Below are 16,751 nucleotides of genomic sequence, written 5' to 3' on the forward strand. Positions count from 1 at the left end.
CTAGGATTGCGCCAGTTCTAGCAATCGGTGCGTCCACTGGAAGATTATCACTGCCAACGGGCGTTCCGAGCGCGGATTCATTTGACGAAGCGGCGCCGAGCCGATTAGCTTTCTTCGGAAGGGGTGGCAGAGTTGCCATCGGGGCGAATGCAGACATGAACACGATTGGCTGGCCACATTTCAGGAGCCTGAACCAGGAAGGCATTGTCTTTGCCATCGCCGTGGTGCTGTTCGTCGCCGCTGCCATTGGGCTGCCTGGTTTCATCGCTGCCAACAATCTCGTTGCCATCGTCCGCTCGGTGTCGGTGCTGGGTATTTTGGCGCTCGGCATGGCGGTCGTCATAATCGGCAGGGGCATCGACCTGTCGGCGGTGGCGATCATGGCGATGTCGGTCGCCTGGTATTTGCAACTGCTCAACGCCGGAACGCCTGATGGTCTCGCCTTCGCCTATGTGCTGGCAGGCGTGCTCGCCATCGGCCTGCTCAACGGTTTTCTCGTCGCTTATGCCGACGTGCCGGCGATCTTCGTGACGCTGGCGACCGGCTCCTTCGTCTTCGGCTATGTCCGCTCGCAACTGATCACGCAGGATGCGGTGCCGGTGCCTCAGGGCCATTGGGTGGAGCTGCTCGGCGGCCTGCGTTTCCTCGACATTCCGATCGAAGTGTTCGTCTTCGCCGGGCTCGCCTTCCTGTTCTTCCTGTTCCTGCGCTACACCAAATGGGGCCGCTACATCTATTTCGCCGGCGACAATCCGGTCGCCGCGCGCAACATCGGCATTCCGGTGCGGCCAATGCTGGTGCTGCGTTATGTGGTTTCGGCCTTTGTCGCGCTGATCGCCGGCCTGCTCACGGCGGCAAGCCTGCATTCGATCAACACCCGCGTCGTCAACTCGACGCTGCTCTATGACATCGTGCTGGTGGCGGTGATCGGCGGCATCGGCCTTTCCGGCGGGCGGGGCGGGGTGCGCAATGTGCTGGTGGGCGCTGCACTGATCGGCATCCTGTCGAACGCGATGACCATCATCGACATTCCGCTGCTCTATCAAAACCTGATCAAGGCGGCGATCCTGCTCGGAGCCATCATCGTCGACGGCATCATCAATCCGCGTGACGAACAGACCGCGCAGCAGGGCGACATCTAAGGGGTACCCGACCGGGTCATGCCGACCGGCCGGCAATAAGTGAAAAACAGAGGATGTGACATGAAACTGATCAGAACACTGATGGCGGCCGCCACGGCGCTTGCCGCTACCGCCTTCGTCGCGCCGACCTTCGCCGCCGACGATCCGGGCCCGGCCGCATACGCGCAGGCGCTCAAGGGCAAGCGCGTCATGCTGGTGCCGCTGGCGATGGGCTTCGACCTTGCGCAGGGCTGGTCGCACTATCTGAAGACGGAAGTCGAGGCCTGGGGCGGCACCTTCGAAACACGCGATCCGAACTGGGTCGTCGATGCCGGTGCACAGGCGATCACCGACGCGATCTCGTCCGACACAAGGCCGGACGTGCTGATCATCCATGCGCCGGATCTCAACTCCTATTCCAAGCTGATGAAGAAGGCGCAGGCCGCCGGCACCTACGTCATACTGGTCGACAATCCCGCCAACTTCCCGGCCGACGCCTTTGTCGGCAGTGACTGGGACCGGCTCGGCCAACTCGAGGCCGAAGCGGCGATCAAGGGCTGCGGCGAGAATTCGTCGAAGAAGATCGGCCTTGTGCAGGGTGATCAGGCCAACTCGTCCAGTCTCTACCAGTATGCCGGCATCATGAAGGTGCTGGAGAAGCACCCCGACTTCAAAGTCGTGGCCAAGCCCGACTCCAACTGGGATCCGACGACGTCGCGCAACGTGACGACGACAATGCTGCAGCAGAACCCCGACATCTGCTCGATCATCGACTTCTGGGATGGCGACGCCACCGGCGCATCCGCCGCCATCCGCGACGCCAAGCTCGACGGCAAGGTCTTTTTGGTCACCACCGGCGGCGGCGAGAAGGCGGCCGATTGCGACAAATTGCAGGACGGAACTTACGGCGCCGTTGTCATGACAGACCTTGCCCGCCAGTCCGGCGACATGAACGCTATCATCAAGTTCCTGCTGCAGAGCGGCCAGCCGGCCGGCACGTCGCACACCTACATCTACACACTGGAGAAGGCTACGACCAAGGCCGACCTCAAGCCCGACAGCTGCTGGGACCTGAAGGCGCTGCAGGCCGAAGCGGCGGCGAAGTAAGCCGCGCTTTTTCGACTGAAATAAACGAGGTGGCTGGACAATCCGGTCACCTCGTTCCCTCATGGAATAGCAGCCGCCGATGTCCTTTCGCGAACGCCTCCAGTCATGGCGCTACAATCTCGTGCCCGACCATCTGGTCGGCGAAATCCTGACAAAACGCTGGACCGACAACGCCATTCCGTTCCTGGCGCTGGTGGCGACGCTCAGCGTGTTCGGCTCGATCATTCCCGGCTTCTTCAAGCTGACCTCGCTGCAGGAATCGACCCGCCAGCTCGGCGAGTTCTCGATGGTGGTCACCGGCATGACGGTGGTGATGCTGGGCGGCGGCATCGATCTGTCCGTCGGTTCGATCTTCGCGCTGTCCTGCTTCTCCGCCGTCTATGTCTTCTTCATCCTCGAACAGTCTATCTGGCTGGCGCTGGCGGCATCGCTTGCCACCGGGCTCATCTTCGGCGCCGTCAACGGCTACCTCGTCGGCTATCTCAGGCTGCGCGCCTTTCTGACTACGCTGGTCACCTTCATTTTTGGCCGGGCGCTGTTCGATATTCTCGTCACCACCTATGCCGCAGACGTGCAGCTTTCCCAGGCGACATCCGATGTGCTCGACTTCATCGGCGACAGCACCTTCTGGGGGCTTTCGGTCTCGGTGTGGCTGGCGATCATTCTTGCCATCGTCACCCATATCGCGCTGACGCGCTCACGGCCGGGCTGGCATGTGCTGGCGGTCGGCGGATCCAGGCGCTCGGCGCACAATGCCGGCATTCGCGTGCGCCGCACCGTGTTCATGACCTATGTCTTTTCCGGCTTCTGCGCCTCGATCGGCGGCTTCCTGATCGCTTGCCGCCTGAGTGGGGCAGGGCCGGGCACCGGCCTCAACCTTGAGATCATGGCGCTGACGGCGGCGGTGGTCGGCGGCGTCAGCCTGGGTGGTGGCCGCGGCTCGGTCATCAAGGGGCTGATGGGCGCCATCATCGTGCTGACCATGACCAACGGGCTGATCCGGCTGGGCTATGGCACCGGCACCAACCAGATGGTGCTGGGCATCATGCTGGCGGTGGCGGTGACGATCGACATTCGCTGGCTGAAGAACCGCCATAAGGTGCTCAACGAAGTCTATGTCGCGCCGGTCTATCTCAAGATGGGCGAGACACAGTCTGCGGTGCCGGGCTCAGGCACGCCCTACGCGCTCGACAACCGGCTGTCGGCGGCCGACCATATCGGGCTCGGCGAGTTGGAAGGGCCGGAAGACGTCATCCTCGACCGCGACGATCACCTCTATTGCGGCACGCGCCATGGCGAGATCGTCCGCTTCTTCGCGCCGGATTACGTTAAGTCGGAGGTGTTTGCCCACATCGGCGGCTTTCCGCTGGGCCTGGCCTTCGACAAATCGGGCAATCTGATCAGCTGCGTCGGCGCCATGGGGCTCTATTCCGTCTCGCCGGATCGGGATGTGAAACGCCTGTCGGCGGAGACGTCGCGTTCCTGGACCTCGATCGTCGACGATGCGCGGCTGCGCGACCCCAACGATTGCGACATCGCGCCGGACGGGCGGATCTATTTCACTGACTCCACCAAGCGCTATGACGCCCACGATTGGGCGCTGGACTCGATCGAGAACCGCGCCACCGGCCGGCTGCTGGTCTATGACCCGAAGGACGGTTCGACGAAGACACTGCTCGACGGCTACCGCTACACCAATGGCGTGTGCATGGCGCATGACGGGAAGTCGCTGTTCTTCGCTGAGAGCTGGGCCTGCCGTGTGCATCGATACTGGCTGGAAGGGCCGAAAGCAGGCACCGCCGAATGCGTCATCCGCGACATGCCGGGCTATCCCGACAACATCAACCGGGCGTCGGACGGCAATTACTGGATGGCATGGCTCGGCATGCGCACGCCGAGCTTCGACCTGTCGCTGCGCCATCCCGATATGCGCAAGCGCATGACGCGCCGGCTGCCGCAGGACGAGTGGCTGTTCCCCAACATCAACACCGGCGGCGTGGTGAAATTCAACGACAAGGCCGGCATTGTAGAGGCGATGGGCGACCTCACCGGCGGCGCGCATCCGATGGTCACCTCGATGCGCGAGCACAAGGGTTTCCTGTTCGTCGGCGGCATCCTTAACAACCGCATCGGCCGCTACAAGATTGCGGGCGCCGACCCGAACTGGACCAGTTCCGCTTCTTATTGGGGAGCGAAGCCATGATCCTCGATCCTGTGCTCGACCTGTTTCGTGGCAAGGCGGTGACCATCCCACCGCTCGACGGTGCCTTCCGTCCCAACACGCGGCTGGACGAGGCGCCAGTGTTCGCCGATTTGACGGAGCCCGACAATCTTCTGGTTGCCGATGGCCGGCTGCTCGTTTCCAGCGGCAATGCGGTATATTCGCTTGCCGCAGGGGTGGAGCCGAAGGTTGTCGGGACCTTTCTTTCCCCCATCACGGCGCTGGCTCTATCACTGTCGGGCGAACTGACGGTGGGGTTGGAAAGCGGCAAGCTGCTGGTTGCCGGCAAGGAGGTTTCGCTGCCGGCCGGCGTCAGCTGCATCACCGCGCTTGCCTATGCCGAGGACGACACGTTGTGGCTGGCCAATGGCTCGGCTGAGCATGCGCCGTCGCTATGGGCCGCCGACCTGATGAAGAAGGGCGCGTCCGGATCGCTTTGGAGGCGGGACGCAGCCGGCGGCGGGTTCCGCAAAGTGGCCGGCGAGATCGCCTTTCCCTATGGGCTGCATCCCATTGGGCGGGATGTGCTGGTCAGCGAAAGCTGGCGTCACCAGCTCGTTCGCTTCGATGGTGCGACCGGTAGCCGCTCGACCGTGCTGACGCATCTGCCCGGCTATCCCGCGCGCCTCGCGCCGGCCGGCGATGGCGGCGCGTGGCTGGCTCTGTTCGCGCCACGCAAACGGCTGATCGAATTCGTTCTCCAGGAAACCCACTATCGGCGCGACATGCTAAACCAGGTGGCGCCGGCCTACTGGATCGCGCCGGCTTTGGCCTCCAATCGCAGCTTCCTCGAACCGCTGCAATGCGGCGGCATCCGCACCATGGGCATCCACAAGCCCTGGTCGCCGAGCCGCTCCTATGGGCTGGTGGTCAGGCTCGATCAGAACATGCAGCCGCAATTCAGCCTGCACAGCCGCGCCGACGGCAGGCGCCATGGCATCTGCAGCGTGGCGGAAACGGACGGCCGCCTGTTCATCGCCTCCAGGGGCGGCGATTGCGTGCTGGCCATCGACGCAGGAGGTCTCTGATGGAACCGATCGTGCGCCTGGAAAACGTCACCAAAAACTATCGCGGCGTGCCCGCGGTCAGACAAGTCAGCTTCGAACTGCGCAAGGGCGAAATCCACGCGCTGCTCGGCGAGAATGGCGCCGGAAAATCGACACTGACCAAGATCATTGCCGGCGTCGTCGACGCCACTTCCGGCAAGATGTTCCACAAAGGCCGCGAGATCGCCTACGCCTCGCCGCATGCGGCGCTCGAGGCCGGCATCGCCATGGTGTTCCAGGAGACCAGCCTGGTGCCGTCGATGACAGTGGCGCAAAACCTCTATCTCGGCACCGAAAAGTTTCTCAACCGGCTGCGCGGCACCTACATTTCGGCGCAACAGTTTTTGCAATCGCTGAACTTCCCGGTCGACCCGAACGCCATGGTGGCGACGCTGGGCGCGGCCAAGCGTCAGATGGTCGAGATCGCGCGCGCCGTTCACCACAATGCCGAGATCATCATCTTCGACGAGCCGACGGCGACGCTGACGCCGGAGGAGAAGCGGCACTTTTTCGCACTGATCCGGCGGCTGAAGGCGAACGGCGTCTCGATCGTCTTCATCAGCCATGCATTGGAAGAGGCGCTGATGATCGCCGACCGCATCACAATCCTGCGCGATGGCGAACTGGTGATCACCGACGACACATCGGCCTTCGACCGCGACAAGATCGTCGCCGCCATGGTCGGGCGTACGCTGTCGGGACAGATCTACCGCCAGCGCGACGAGGCCAGGCTGCGCAAGGCCGGCAAGAAGGTGCTGTCGGTGCAGGACATTTCGATGAGCAATGTCGTGCGCAACACCTCCTTCTCGATCTTTCAGGCACAGATCACCGGTGTGTTCGGGCTGATCGGCTCCGGCCGCACCGAGACCTTCAAGATCGTCTCCGGCATCTACAAGCGCGATTTCCTGCGCGGCGGCGCCATCGAGCTGGACGACCGGCCGGTGCGCTATATCGTGCCGAGCGAAGCGGTCGCCGACGGCATCGTCTATGTTACCGAGGACCGCAAGAGCGAGGGCATTTTCGAGACGATGGGCGTTGCCGAGAACCTGTTCGGCGGGCTCCTGGCGGCGGGCCGCGAAAAGGCCTGGGTGATCAACCAGCAGGAGATGCGCACGCTTTCCGCTGAATGGACGAAGACGCTGAACATCAAGGCGATCAACGACAATGCCCGCGTGGTCGAGCTTTCCGGCGGCAACCAGCAGAAGGTGGTGATCGGCAAGGGGCTGGTGCAGCAGCCGCGTATCGTGATCTTCGACGAGCCGACGCGCGGCGTCGATGTCGGCGCCATCGCCGAGATCCACCAGATCATCAACCGGCTGGCCGACGAGGGGTTGGCCGTGGTGGTGATCTCGTCCTACCTGCCGGAAATCATGAACCTGTCGGATCGGATTCTGGTGTGCCGACAGGGGCGCATCGTGGAGGAGTTCTCGCCGGCGGAGGCGACGGAGGAGAAGATCATGTATGCGGCAGTGCACTAGGTTGCCGGTCGGTGTTTGACGGTGCGCATACGTCACCAATTGGCCAAGGCCTCAGCGCCTTCGTCATGCTCGGGTCTCCGCGACGGCGCTTCGCGCCTGCTTCGCCCCTGAATGACGAAGCTGAGATGCTTCGGCCAATCGCCATGGTTCTGTCAGCATCAAAAACTGAATCGGAATAGCCGGTTAGCCGCCCTTGCTCGAGACCTGATTCAACCACCTGATCCACCGATTCAACGAAAGGAAACGCCATGGCCGCCACAAAACTCCTCAGCGATGCCGAGGTCGAAAAAATCCCGGTTGCGAAGGCTGTGTTCGACGACATCCGCGCGACGCGCAAGTCGGACTTCGTCAACAATTTCTGGCGCGGGCTGGCCAACGATCCGGCCTTGCTGAAACGGACATGGGACCAGGTGAAAGTGGTGATGGCTACGGAAAGCGCCATCGATCCGCTGACCAAGGAGATGATCTACATCGCTGTGTCGACCGCCAATGGCTGCTCCTATTGCGTCCATTCGCACACGGCTGCGGCGCGGGCCAAAGGCTTGACCGATGCGCAGCATGGCGATCTGGTGTCGATCATCGGGCTGGCCGGGCAGACCAACCATCTGGTGACTGCGATGCAGATTCCGGTCGATCCTGAGTTCGAAGTGAAGTGAGGGGCGGCTTTCCCTTCTCCCCTGTGGGAGAAGGGAAAGCGTGCGCTATGCCGGTCTGTAAACCTTCTCTGCTGTATTCCAAAAGATATCCGCTTCCGCCACCGGACCGTGCTTCGCCACGGCTGCACGATGCGCCTTGATCAGTTCGGCGTGGCTGGTCCAGAGCTTCTCTATCGGGAAGTTGGAGCCGAACATCAGGTGGTCAGCGCCCAGAATGTCGATGGCATTGTCGACGATGTAGGCAATCAACGCCGGATCGTTGCGGTGGGCGAAGGTGCCGAGGCCCGACAGCTTGGCGTAGAAGTTCGGCGCTGTTGATAGAGTACTCAGGCCGGCTTTCCAGGCCTCGGTGGTTTCCGGCTCCATGCCGGTCAGCATGCCGGCATGGGTGAGGATGAAATTGGTGTCGGGGTTCTCGCCGACGAGCGTCAGCCCGTTCTTCATCTGGGCGGGGAAAAGCTGCAGGTCGAAGGACAGGCCATAGTCTTTAAGCCGCGCGACATTGGCCCGCACCCTGGGGTCGATGACCTGATCGGCCGAGGCAGCGAAGCGGAAGGCCGGCGTCTCGTGCCAATGCAGCTGCATGCGCACGCCGCGCAGCAGCGGGTACTTTTTCAATCGATCGATCTGGGGCCGGACATCGTCGACAGTCATATCGGTATAGCCGACGATAGCGTGCGGCCAGCCGGTCTGGTCGGCAGTCTTCTGCAGGAAGGCGACTTCTTTTTCGAAATCCTCCTTGGCCCAGTTGGTCTGGACATAGACGGCCTTCTCGACACCTGCGCCTTGCTGATCGGCGAGAAATTCCTCGATCGGATAGTCGCGGCGGATCGGTTCGTAGGGGCCGAAAATGCGCGGCACCATCGGCCCGACCAGCCATGGCTGGTCCTGCTGGCGCCAGATGTGGAAATGCGCGTCGATGGCTTTCTGCATCACGATACCCTTTTCCAGATTGCCGACGCCGCCGGGGCGGGGCGGGCGAGCGACAGGACGAAATCGGTGAGGCTCCCGAGCGACGAGCCGTCGATGAGATCGTCGAGATCAGGCAGGATGGCGCGGAGTGCTGCCGTGGCGGGAAGGAAACGCGGGTCACCGGCCAGCGGTGTGGCCAGCGACAGGCGAAAGGCGCGGGCGCTCAGCCGGCGCATTGCGGTCTCGAGATCGGCATGGTCGCCGCGCTCCAGCGCGTCCGACAGGATGATCACAGCGGCACCGCGGGCGAAAGCTGAGAAACGCGGCACCGAGAGGAAGGCGAGCAAGGTCGGTCCCATGCGCGTGCCGCCGTCCCAGTCGTCGACGAGTGCCGCCGCGCGGGCGAGAGCCTGGTCGCGATCGCGGATACGCAGTGCGGACGTGATGCGGGTGAGCCGCGTGCCAAAGGTGAAGATTTCGGCACGGTCAGCACCTTGTACGGCGGCGTGCGCCAGTTTGAGGTAGTCCGCCGTGTGCAGCTTCATCGAGCCGGAGACGTCGATCAGGATCAGCAGTTTGCGCGCCACCGTCTGGCGGCGGCGCAGCTGCGGCGAGGGGATATCGCCATCGGCGCTGACGATTTCCCTGAGCGAGCGGCGCAGATCGAGCTTGCCGCGCGAATGGGTGCGCACGGTGCGGAATGAGCGGCGCGCGGGGAGGGCTGAAGCGAGCTTGCGGCGGAAGGGCCCAAGGCCATCGTCGTCGCGGAGGAAGTCGCGGCTGCTGAGCTGTTCGATTGCCGACGACAGCTCGCCGCCTTTCTCCTGGCGCATGGTCTCGCTCTCCTTCTCGCGCGTGCCGCCGTCGTCCTTGATGCGGGTCTCCTCGTCTTCCTCGCCTTCGACGGAAGGTTGGCCATCGCCATGGAAGTGATCGCGAAAATGCGCCTCGAATTCGCCGCGGCGATCGGGCGGGGGGGCAAGCGTTGCGAGCGCCGCCTCGCGGATGTCGGCCATCGAGCGGGGGCCGAGCAGGGTGACCGCCTGCATGAAGCTGCAGACCTGCTCGGGGGCGACGGCAAAGGCGTGGCGGCGCAGCAGCCGGGCGAAGTCGAGGAAGGGCGCGGAGGCGAGAGGAAGGGTTCCCTGACGCATCATTCCTTCGCGCCCCCCTCTGTCCTGCCAGCGTTGCACAGTGCCCAGGTGAGGCCACCTCGCTATGAACGAGCTGTTGACCTCACACGTCACCCCAGCGCCTCCTCGACAATCTGGCCAAGCTCCGGCGCGATTGCGGACAAATCCTCCTCGTCCTTGATAAGCACACCGATGGCTCGGCGGAAGGCTTGCGGCCATGGGCTGCCGCCTTTCTCCAGTATGGTGGCGGCGTTGGCCCATTCGACGGCCTCGGAGATGCCGGGCGGCTTGGCCAGTGGCCGCGCGCGGATCGACTGCACGGCATTCGCCACGGCGCGCGCGGTGGTCTCGGCGACATTGCCGGCGCGCAGCATGATGATGGCGGCTTCGCGCTCGGCGTCGGGATAGCCGATCCAGTGATAGACGCAACGCCGACGCAGCGCCTCCGCCAGTTCGCGGGTTCGGTTCGAGGTCAGGATGACGATCGGCTGCGCCTCGGCGCGGACCGTGCCACGCTCAGGGATGCTGATTTGGAAATCGGAAAGGAATTCGAGAAGCAGCGCTTCGAATTCGTGGTCGGAGCGGTCGATCTCGTCGACCAGCAGCACGCGCTGCTCCGGCGCCCGCAGCACCTGCAGCAATGGCCGCGCGATCAGAAAGCGGTCGTCATAGATGTCGATCTCATGCTCGCCGGCATGGCGGATGGCGAGCAGCTGGCGCTGGTAGTTCCATTCGTAGAGCGCGTGTGCTGCGTCGATGCCTTCATAGCATTGCAGCCGCACCAGATCGCGGCCAAGCAGTTGCGCGATCGCCTTCGCAGCTTCGGTCTTGCCAACGCCGGGCGCGCCTTCCAGCAGCAGCGGCTTGCCGAGCCGTATGGCCAGGAAGATGGCGGTGGCCAGGCTGTCGTCGGCGAGGTAGCGCGATCCAGCGAGGTGGCGTGCCACCGCCTCCGGCGAGGTCGCGACAGTCTCGGCATTCGGCTCCTGCATGTCGTCCTCAGTTCGCCGCTTGCGCCTTCAGCGCGCGCAATATGCGCTCCGGTGTGATCGGCAGCGTGTCGATGCGCACGCCGACGGCGTCGAAGACGGCATTGGCAACCGCGGGGATCTGCGGGTTCGCGCACATTTCGCCTGGTCCTTTGGCACCGTAAGGACCATCCGCCGACGGCCGCTCCAGCACGATGATCTCGGTTTGGGCGAGATCGCCCGGTCCCGGCATCAGATACTGGTTGAAGTCGGTGCCGCCATGGTCGCGGTTGGGATAATAGGGCTCGGTCGTTTCGTAGAGCGCGTGGCTGATGCCCATCCAGGAACCGCCGACCAGTTGCTGCTCGACCATTTTCGGGTTCAGCGCGCGGCCGATCTCAAAGACGTTCTTCACGGTCAGCACCGTAACCTCGCCCGTCTCGTCATCGACCTCGACTTCGGCCACCGTGCAGGCATGGGCGTAGCAGGTCGACGGCTTCATCGCGCCGGTCTCTTTCTCCGGATAGGAGCGCGGGATCAGGAACATGCCGCGCCCGGATATCGAGCGCCCACGCTTGAAATGCGCCGACAAGGCGACATCGAAGATCGAGATCGACTTTTGCGGCGCGCCCTTGACCAGAATATTGCCCTGGCCGTCAGTCTCAAGGTCGGAAGCGTTGACCTCCAGCTCTTCCGCCGCCACTTCCAACATCACCTGGCGCGCTTCCTTGGCCGCCTGGATGACGGCGTTGCCGGCGCGGTGGGTGCCGCGCGAGGCGAAGGTACCCATGCAGTGCGGGCCGGTGTCGGTGTCGGCGGTGTCGATGGTGACCCGGTCGGTCGGCACGCCGATGGTCTCGGCGCAGATCTGCGCCATGATCTGCTTCAGGCCCTGGCCGAGATCGACCGACGAAAGTGTGACCATAAAATTGCCGGTCGGCGTCGAATGCACCAGCGCCTGCGTCGGGTCGCCGCCAAGGTTCATGCCCGTCGGGTAGTTGATCGCGGCGACGCCGCGTCCGCGCCTTATCGCCATCTCAAGCTCCCTTCGTGTAGGAGGACATCGCCATATACTTCTCCGCCACCGGCCAGTTGGCGGCGCGCGACGCCTCCTGCATGCACTCGATCAGCGCCGCTCCTTCGGTCGGCTGGCGATGCGCCTTCATGTCGCCATCGCGATAGGCGTTGATGAAGCGGAATTCGAGCGGGTCCATGCCGATCAGCCGCGCCAGCTTGTCCATCTGCACCTCAAGCGCGAAGTCGCCGATGGTGACGCCGAAGCCGCGCATGGCGGAGGAGGGGGTGCGGTTGGTATAGACGCAATAAGTGTCGATCCAGACATTGGGAATGGTGTAGGGCCCGGGATAGTGCGCGGCACCCTTCTGCGCCCCATAAGGCGAGTGGCGCGAATAGGCGCCGGCATCGGTATAGCCGGTCACCTTGCGCGCAACGATGCGGCCATCGTTCATCACGCCGTCCTTGATGATTATCTTTTCGGCGGCGCGGGGTGAGGAGATCTGCATCTCCTCTTCGCGGCTGTAGATGAAGGAGACGGGACGTCCTGTCAGCTTGGCGCCAAGAATGGCGATCGGCTCGACGATGACGTCGACCTTGCCGCCAAAGCCGCCGCCGACAGTGCCGCCGACGAAATGCAGTTTGGAGCCGGGCATCTGCAGGATGATCGACGCGTTGTCGAGGGTGAAGAACATCGCCTGGGTGTTGGTGTAGCAGGTGAAGCGGTCATTGCCTTCGGGCACCACGACGCAGCCCGTGGTCTCGGTCGGCGCATGCTCGATCGGCGAGGACTGGTAGCTCTGTTCCAGGATGTGGTCGGCGCCAGCGAAGCCCGCCTCGACATCGCCGAAGCGCACCTTGCGGCATTCGCCGCTGTCATAGAGGTAATAATTCTGGCCGTGATATTCGTTGACCAAAGGCGCGCCGGGCTTCAGCGCTTCTTCCATGTCGAAGACGGCCGGCAGCACCTCATAATCGACCTTGACCTTGGCTGCCGCTTCCTGAGCCGCGCGCTCGGTCTCGGCCAGCACCGCCACCACGGCCTCGCCCTTCCAGCGCACCTTGCCGTCGGCCAGCACCGTTTCGTCTTCCGGTCCGACCTGGATCAGGATCAGGATGGTGTAGACATTGTGCGGCACATCCTTGGCGGTGAGGATTTTCACCACGCCGGGATGCTTCTCCGCTTCGGAAGTGTCGATCGAACGGATGCGGGCATGGTGGTGCGGACTGCGCACCATTTTCAGGTGAAGCATATTCGGGAAGTTGCGGTCGGCGAAATAGGCGGTCTTGCCCGTCACATGTCCCGGCGAATCCAGCCGAGGCCGCCCATGGCCGATCTCGTGCAGGCCGTCCTTGCGCTGATCGGCGAAATAGTTTTTGCGCAGTTCCATTCTTTTGGTCCTTAGGCCGCGTTCTGCGAATTGGCTCGGGCCGCGGTCAGCACCGCCTGGATGATCGGCTCGTAGCCGGTGCAGCGGCAGATGTTGCCGGACAGCGCCTCGACCACATCCTCGCGGCTCGGATTGGGCGTGTGGTCAAGCAGCACCTTGGCGGCCATGATCATGCCCGGCGTGCAGAAGCCGCATTGCGTGGCGAAGGCGTCGAGGAAGGCACGCTGCAGCGGATGCAGGACGCCGGCCTCAGCGAGGCCCGATGTGGTGCGAATGTCGGCGCCGCCGCAGGTCTCGGCCAGCGTCAGGCAAGAGAGCCGGAGTTCGCCGTCGATGATGACCGAACAGGCGCCGCAGGTGCCCTGGTGGCAGCCGCCCTTGGGCGAGGTGTCGCCGATCTTGTCGCGCAGCGCGTGCAGCAGCGTCGTGCCGCTGTCGACAAATTCGGCCTTCTCCGAGCCGTTGAGCGTGAACTGAACCGGAACCTTTGCCATGTTTTCCTCCCAGCGCGCCTGCCCGGTTGATCGGACAGACGCGCGCCCCCCAAGCGGTGGTTAAGTAAGCAGCAGCCGGCCGAGATGGACCGGCAGAACCTCGGCGCGATACCAGGCGCTGGCGATCGGGTCGGTGATTGGCGAGGTGCCTTCACCGGCTGCAGCCAGCGCCGCTGCGACGCCGTCCTGCTCGAGCCTGCTGCCGATCAGTGCCTTTTCCGCAGCACGGGCGCGCATCGGCCGGTCTGCCATGCAGCCGAGCGCGATCCGCGCCGAGGAGACAGTGCCGTCGCCGGCCTGTTCGAGAACGGCGGCGATGCTGAGCACGGAGACGCCCTTCGGCTTGACCCGCGACACTTTCAGGAAGCGGAAATTCTCGGCCTTCGGCAACGCGAAGGCGACTGATGTGACGATGGCGCGGCTGTCGTCCCGCCTGGCCAGAAAATCCTCGATAGGCAATTCCCCATCATCGGTGCCGACCGTCGCATCCAACGCCAGCAGGGCGACAGCGAAATCACCGTAGGGCGCCGGTGCGAACAGATTGCCGCCGACAGTCGCCATATTGCGGATCGCCGGGCCGCCGACGGCGCGCGCAGCCCTGGACAGCGCCGCAAGCTCGGGATGGCGGGCGATGGCCGCCATTGTCACCGAAGCTCCGATGCGGACCTTGCCGCCGGCAACGGTGATCCCGGAGAGGGCCGGATCAGTCGAGCGGACGAGGCCGGTGACGGAGACATCGCCTTCATTGGCGGCGCGCACGACCAACGTGCCGCCGCCGAGATAGCGGGTGCCGGGCGCCTTCAGCGCCGCGTTGGCATCCCTGACGGCCGAAAAGGTCTGGAGGGCAAGCGCCATGGCAGTCTCCCCTGACTCAGCTCTGGCCAGAAAAATGGCTCTTCAATGCATTGAAGCCACCCTGGAAGACATTGGCGGCCATGCCGGCGGCGATCTTGTCGGCCTCTTCGGGCGCCGCGTCGAAGCTCGCGGTCCATTCAGCATAGGTGCGGTCGCCGTCGGTCACGCGGCGCAATTGCAGCGTTGCCTTGTGATTGGTCAGCGGCTGCGGCGTCTCCAGGATGGAGTAGCTGACGCGGAAATTCGAATCGGAGAAGTCGAGCAGTTTCTCGCGGATACGCGCGCCGCTGGCGAGCTCGAAATTACGCACGCAGCCGATGGTTTCGGCGCTCTTGCCGTCTTCGATATGGCTCTTGACCATGCGCGGATGCCAGCCCGGCAGGCCGTTGAAGTCGCGTATGCGCGCCCAGACCTTTTCGACCGGCGCGTCGATGACGCTGGAGACGGTGACTTCAGCCATATGATCATTCCCCTACGAATTCGATACGCTGCAGGGTAGGGCGGCGGCCGGCGCTGCGCTTATCAATGGGTCTTGCGGCCCTATCAAGGAGTCTGAAAAAGAACGGCCCGTTCAGGCCATGGCACGCGCCGCTTCGCGGTAAAGCGTCGGCGGCACGCCGACATGGTCGCGGAAGAAGCGCGAGAAATTGCCCTGGGTGGTGAAGCCGAGATTGCAGGCGACCGAGATCAGCGGCTCCTGCGACCACTGCAGCTGCCGCACGGCTTCCTCCATGCGCAGCGTGTTCCAGTAGACATTGGGCGTCAAATTGGTCTGTTCCTTGAACAAAGCGAAGAAATGCGGCCGCGACAAGCCAACGCTGCGGGCGACGTCGTCGAACGAGATGCGTTCGCAGACATTGGCCTTCATCAGCTGGATTGCCTTGCGGACGCGAAAGTCCTGCATGGTGTTGATGCGGATGCGTACCTCCGGCGGCGCCGAGGCGTCGGCGGCGTCGAGCACGCTATCGATGAAGCGCTCGATCTCGTAATTGGCGACGTCGTCGATGCTTTCATTTTCGCTCAAATGGTCGAGCAGATTGGCGGCGGCCTGGTGCAGCCATGGTTCGAGCGTGATTGCGGCCTGTGCAAACAACGGCGCCGACGAAGGCAGGTCGCGGCGCCGGCGCGCCCAATCCGGATCGATGTAGAAGGCGAGGAACAGGCCGGGCCTGCCGTTCTGCGACAGAATGTGGCTGTGCGGCTGGTAGGAATTGATGCCGGCGGCGGTGCCGGGACCCAGCGGCACCGTCTCGCGGCCGACGGTCATCTCGCCGGCCGTGCCCTCCAGCCAGATGATGATGTGGGCCTCGACATGCGCATGGGTGACGAAGTCGCTGGCGACATTCAGGACAGAAACATGTCCGAACCGGCCCCAATAGAGCCTGATCGCGTCCGTCATGGGTATACCTCCCGCAGACGACTGGCCTCCCTTCGCCTGCAACGGGATTGTGCGGCTGAGTTCGGGGTCGCGTCAAGGCTGGGAGGTGTGGTGAGCTTGGGGGGCCGCTTATGCCGACGGATTTTCAGACTGAGCGATAGGGTTTCCCGTCAAACCGAAGCCGTCATGCCGCCGTCGACATAAAGCGTATGGCCGTTGACGAAGGACGAGGCGTCGGAGGCGAGGAACACGGCGGCGCCGATCAGTTCGTCGACATACCCCCAGCGGCCGGCCGGCGTGCGCTTTTCCAGCCAGGCGGAGAATTCCTGGTTGTCGACCAGCGCCTGGTTCATCTCGGTGCGGAAATAGCCGGGGGCGATGGCATTGATCTGCAAGCCGTATTTCGCCCAGTCGGTGCACATGCCACGTGTCAAATTGCGGATTGCGCCCTTGGTGGCCGTATAGGGCGCGATGTTGGGCCGGGCGAGTTCGCTCTGCACCGAGCCGATGTTGATGATCTTGCCCTTGCCGCGCGCGATCATATTGCGGGCGACCGCCTTGCCGGCATGGAAGGCGCCGGAGACATTGGTCTTGAACAGCCGCTCCCACTGCTCCTCGGGAAAGTCCTCGAGCGGAGCGCGGAACTGCACGCCGGCATTGTTGATCAGGATGTCGATGGCGCCGATCTCGGCCTCGATGCGGGCGACATCGGCATCGACCGCGCGAAAATCCGTCACGTCGAAGGTCGAGGGGTGCGCTTTGAAGCCGGCGTCGCGCAAGCCGGCGACAGCACCGGCAACCTTGCCGGCATCGCGGCCGTTGAGCACGACACTTGCGCCATGCTCGGCAAGGCCGCGCGCCAGCGCCAGGCCGATGCCCTGGCCGGAGCCGGTGATCAGCGCCAGCCGGCCGTTGAGCTCGAACAGGGATTTCGATGTCAAGGCAACGGTTTCCAGCCGAAAGGTTCAGTCCAAAAA

16 protein-coding genes are annotated in these 16,751 nt (G+C 63.7%); 6 read left to right on the forward strand and 10 right to left on the reverse strand.

Going from position 1 to position 16,751, the window contains the following annotated elements; genetic code table 11:
- The first annotated feature begins 155 nt into the window (after nucleotides 1-155).
- The 6 genes from NKH35_RS14475 (at nucleotide 156) to NKH35_RS14500 (ending at nucleotide 7,629) form a co-directional block, all read left to right on the forward strand.
- The gene (locus tag NKH35_RS14475; protein WP_023733141.1) at nucleotides 156-1,142 is read left to right on the forward strand and encodes an ABC transporter permease; all 987 of its coding nucleotides are present in this window, start codon (nucleotides 156-158) and stop codon (nucleotides 1,140-1,142) included.
- A gap of 60 nt (nucleotides 1,143-1,202) precedes the next feature.
- The gene (locus tag NKH35_RS14480) at nucleotides 1,203-2,228 is read left to right on the forward strand and encodes a sugar ABC transporter substrate-binding protein (protein ID WP_023668177.1); all 1,026 of its coding nucleotides are present in this window, start codon (nucleotides 1,203-1,205) and stop codon (nucleotides 2,226-2,228) included.
- Nucleotides 2,229-2,307: 79 nt separating this feature from the next.
- The gene (locus NKH35_RS14485) at nucleotides 2,308-4,431 is read left to right on the forward strand and encodes an ABC transporter permease (RefSeq protein WP_352915053.1); all 2,124 of its coding nucleotides are present in this window, start codon (nucleotides 2,308-2,310) and stop codon (nucleotides 4,429-4,431) included.
- Complete coding sequence (locus NKH35_RS14490; RefSeq protein ID WP_352915056.1) at nucleotides 4,428-5,477, forward strand: hypothetical protein; 1,050 nt, start codon at nucleotides 4,428-4,430, stop codon at nucleotides 5,475-5,477. The genes NKH35_RS14485 and NKH35_RS14490 overlap by 4 nt, the downstream gene beginning before the upstream one ends.
- On the forward strand, nucleotides 5,477-6,973 hold the full coding sequence (locus NKH35_RS14495; protein ID WP_023687942.1) for a sugar ABC transporter ATP-binding protein: 1,497 nt from the start codon (nucleotides 5,477-5,479) through the stop codon (nucleotides 6,971-6,973). Before NKH35_RS14490 ends, NKH35_RS14495 begins: the two co-directional genes overlap by 1 nt.
- 248 nt (nucleotides 6,974-7,221) lie before the next feature.
- The gene (locus tag NKH35_RS14500) at nucleotides 7,222-7,629 is read left to right on the forward strand and encodes a carboxymuconolactone decarboxylase family protein (protein WP_023729419.1); all 408 of its coding nucleotides are present in this window, start codon (nucleotides 7,222-7,224) and stop codon (nucleotides 7,627-7,629) included.
- Nucleotides 7,630-7,674: 45 nt separating this feature from the next.
- Here NKH35_RS14500 and NKH35_RS14505 read toward each other — a convergent pair whose 3' ends face one another.
- The 10 genes from NKH35_RS14505 to NKH35_RS14550 all read right to left on the reverse strand — a co-directional run bounded on the left by NKH35_RS14505 (nucleotide 7,675) and on the right by NKH35_RS14550 (nucleotide 16,715).
- A complete protein-coding gene (locus NKH35_RS14505) occupies nucleotides 7,675-8,562 on the reverse strand; it encodes an amidohydrolase family protein (RefSeq protein WP_023705629.1) in 888 nt (295 codons plus the stop codon).
- Nucleotides 8,562-9,698, reverse strand: coding sequence for a vWA domain-containing protein (locus tag NKH35_RS14510; RefSeq protein WP_352915060.1), 1,137 nt, complete (start codon nucleotides 9,696-9,698; stop codon nucleotides 8,562-8,564). The genes NKH35_RS14505 and NKH35_RS14510 overlap by 1 nt, the downstream gene beginning before the upstream one ends.
- A gap of 86 nt (nucleotides 9,699-9,784) precedes the next feature.
- Nucleotides 9,785-10,666 (reverse strand): AAA family ATPase, encoded by an 882-nt coding sequence (locus NKH35_RS14515; RefSeq protein WP_352915063.1) that lies wholly within the window; start codon nucleotides 10,664-10,666, stop codon nucleotides 9,785-9,787.
- Nucleotides 10,667-10,673: 7 nt separating this feature from the next.
- Nucleotides 10,674-11,678, reverse strand: a complete 1,005-nt coding sequence (locus NKH35_RS14520; RefSeq protein ID WP_023699673.1) for a xanthine dehydrogenase family protein molybdopterin-binding subunit — start codon at nucleotides 11,676-11,678, stop codon at nucleotides 10,674-10,676.
- 1 nt (nucleotide 11,679) lies between these two features.
- Complete coding sequence (locus NKH35_RS14525) at nucleotides 11,680-13,047, reverse strand: xanthine dehydrogenase family protein molybdopterin-binding subunit (protein ID WP_352446074.1); 1,368 nt, start codon at nucleotides 13,045-13,047, stop codon at nucleotides 11,680-11,682.
- A gap of 11 nt (nucleotides 13,048-13,058) precedes the next feature.
- Complete coding sequence (locus tag NKH35_RS14530) at nucleotides 13,059-13,541, reverse strand: (2Fe-2S)-binding protein (RefSeq protein ID WP_023673043.1); 483 nt, start codon at nucleotides 13,539-13,541, stop codon at nucleotides 13,059-13,061.
- Nucleotides 13,542-13,601: 60 nt separating this feature from the next.
- The gene (locus tag NKH35_RS14535; RefSeq protein WP_023673044.1) at nucleotides 13,602-14,396 is read right to left on the reverse strand and encodes an FAD binding domain-containing protein; all 795 of its coding nucleotides are present in this window, start codon (nucleotides 14,394-14,396) and stop codon (nucleotides 13,602-13,604) included.
- Nucleotides 14,397-14,412: 16 nt separating this feature from the next.
- Nucleotides 14,413-14,856: an SRPBCC family protein gene (locus tag NKH35_RS14540; protein ID WP_352915067.1), complete on the reverse strand. Its 444-nt coding sequence runs from the start codon at nucleotides 14,854-14,856 to the stop codon at nucleotides 14,413-14,415.
- 111 nt (nucleotides 14,857-14,967) lie between these two features.
- Nucleotides 14,968-15,795, reverse strand: coding sequence for an AraC family transcriptional regulator (locus tag NKH35_RS14545; RefSeq protein WP_023696208.1), 828 nt, complete (start codon nucleotides 15,793-15,795; stop codon nucleotides 14,968-14,970).
- Between the two features lie 149 nt (nucleotides 15,796-15,944).
- Nucleotides 15,945-16,715, reverse strand: coding sequence for an SDR family oxidoreductase (locus NKH35_RS14550; RefSeq protein ID WP_031194897.1), 771 nt, complete (start codon nucleotides 16,713-16,715; stop codon nucleotides 15,945-15,947).
- Nucleotides 16,716-16,751: the final 36 nt, after the last annotated feature.

The organism is Mesorhizobium sp. M1143, assembly GCF_040318435.1.
Classification (GTDB): Bacteria; Pseudomonadota; Alphaproteobacteria; order Rhizobiales; family Rhizobiaceae; genus Mesorhizobium.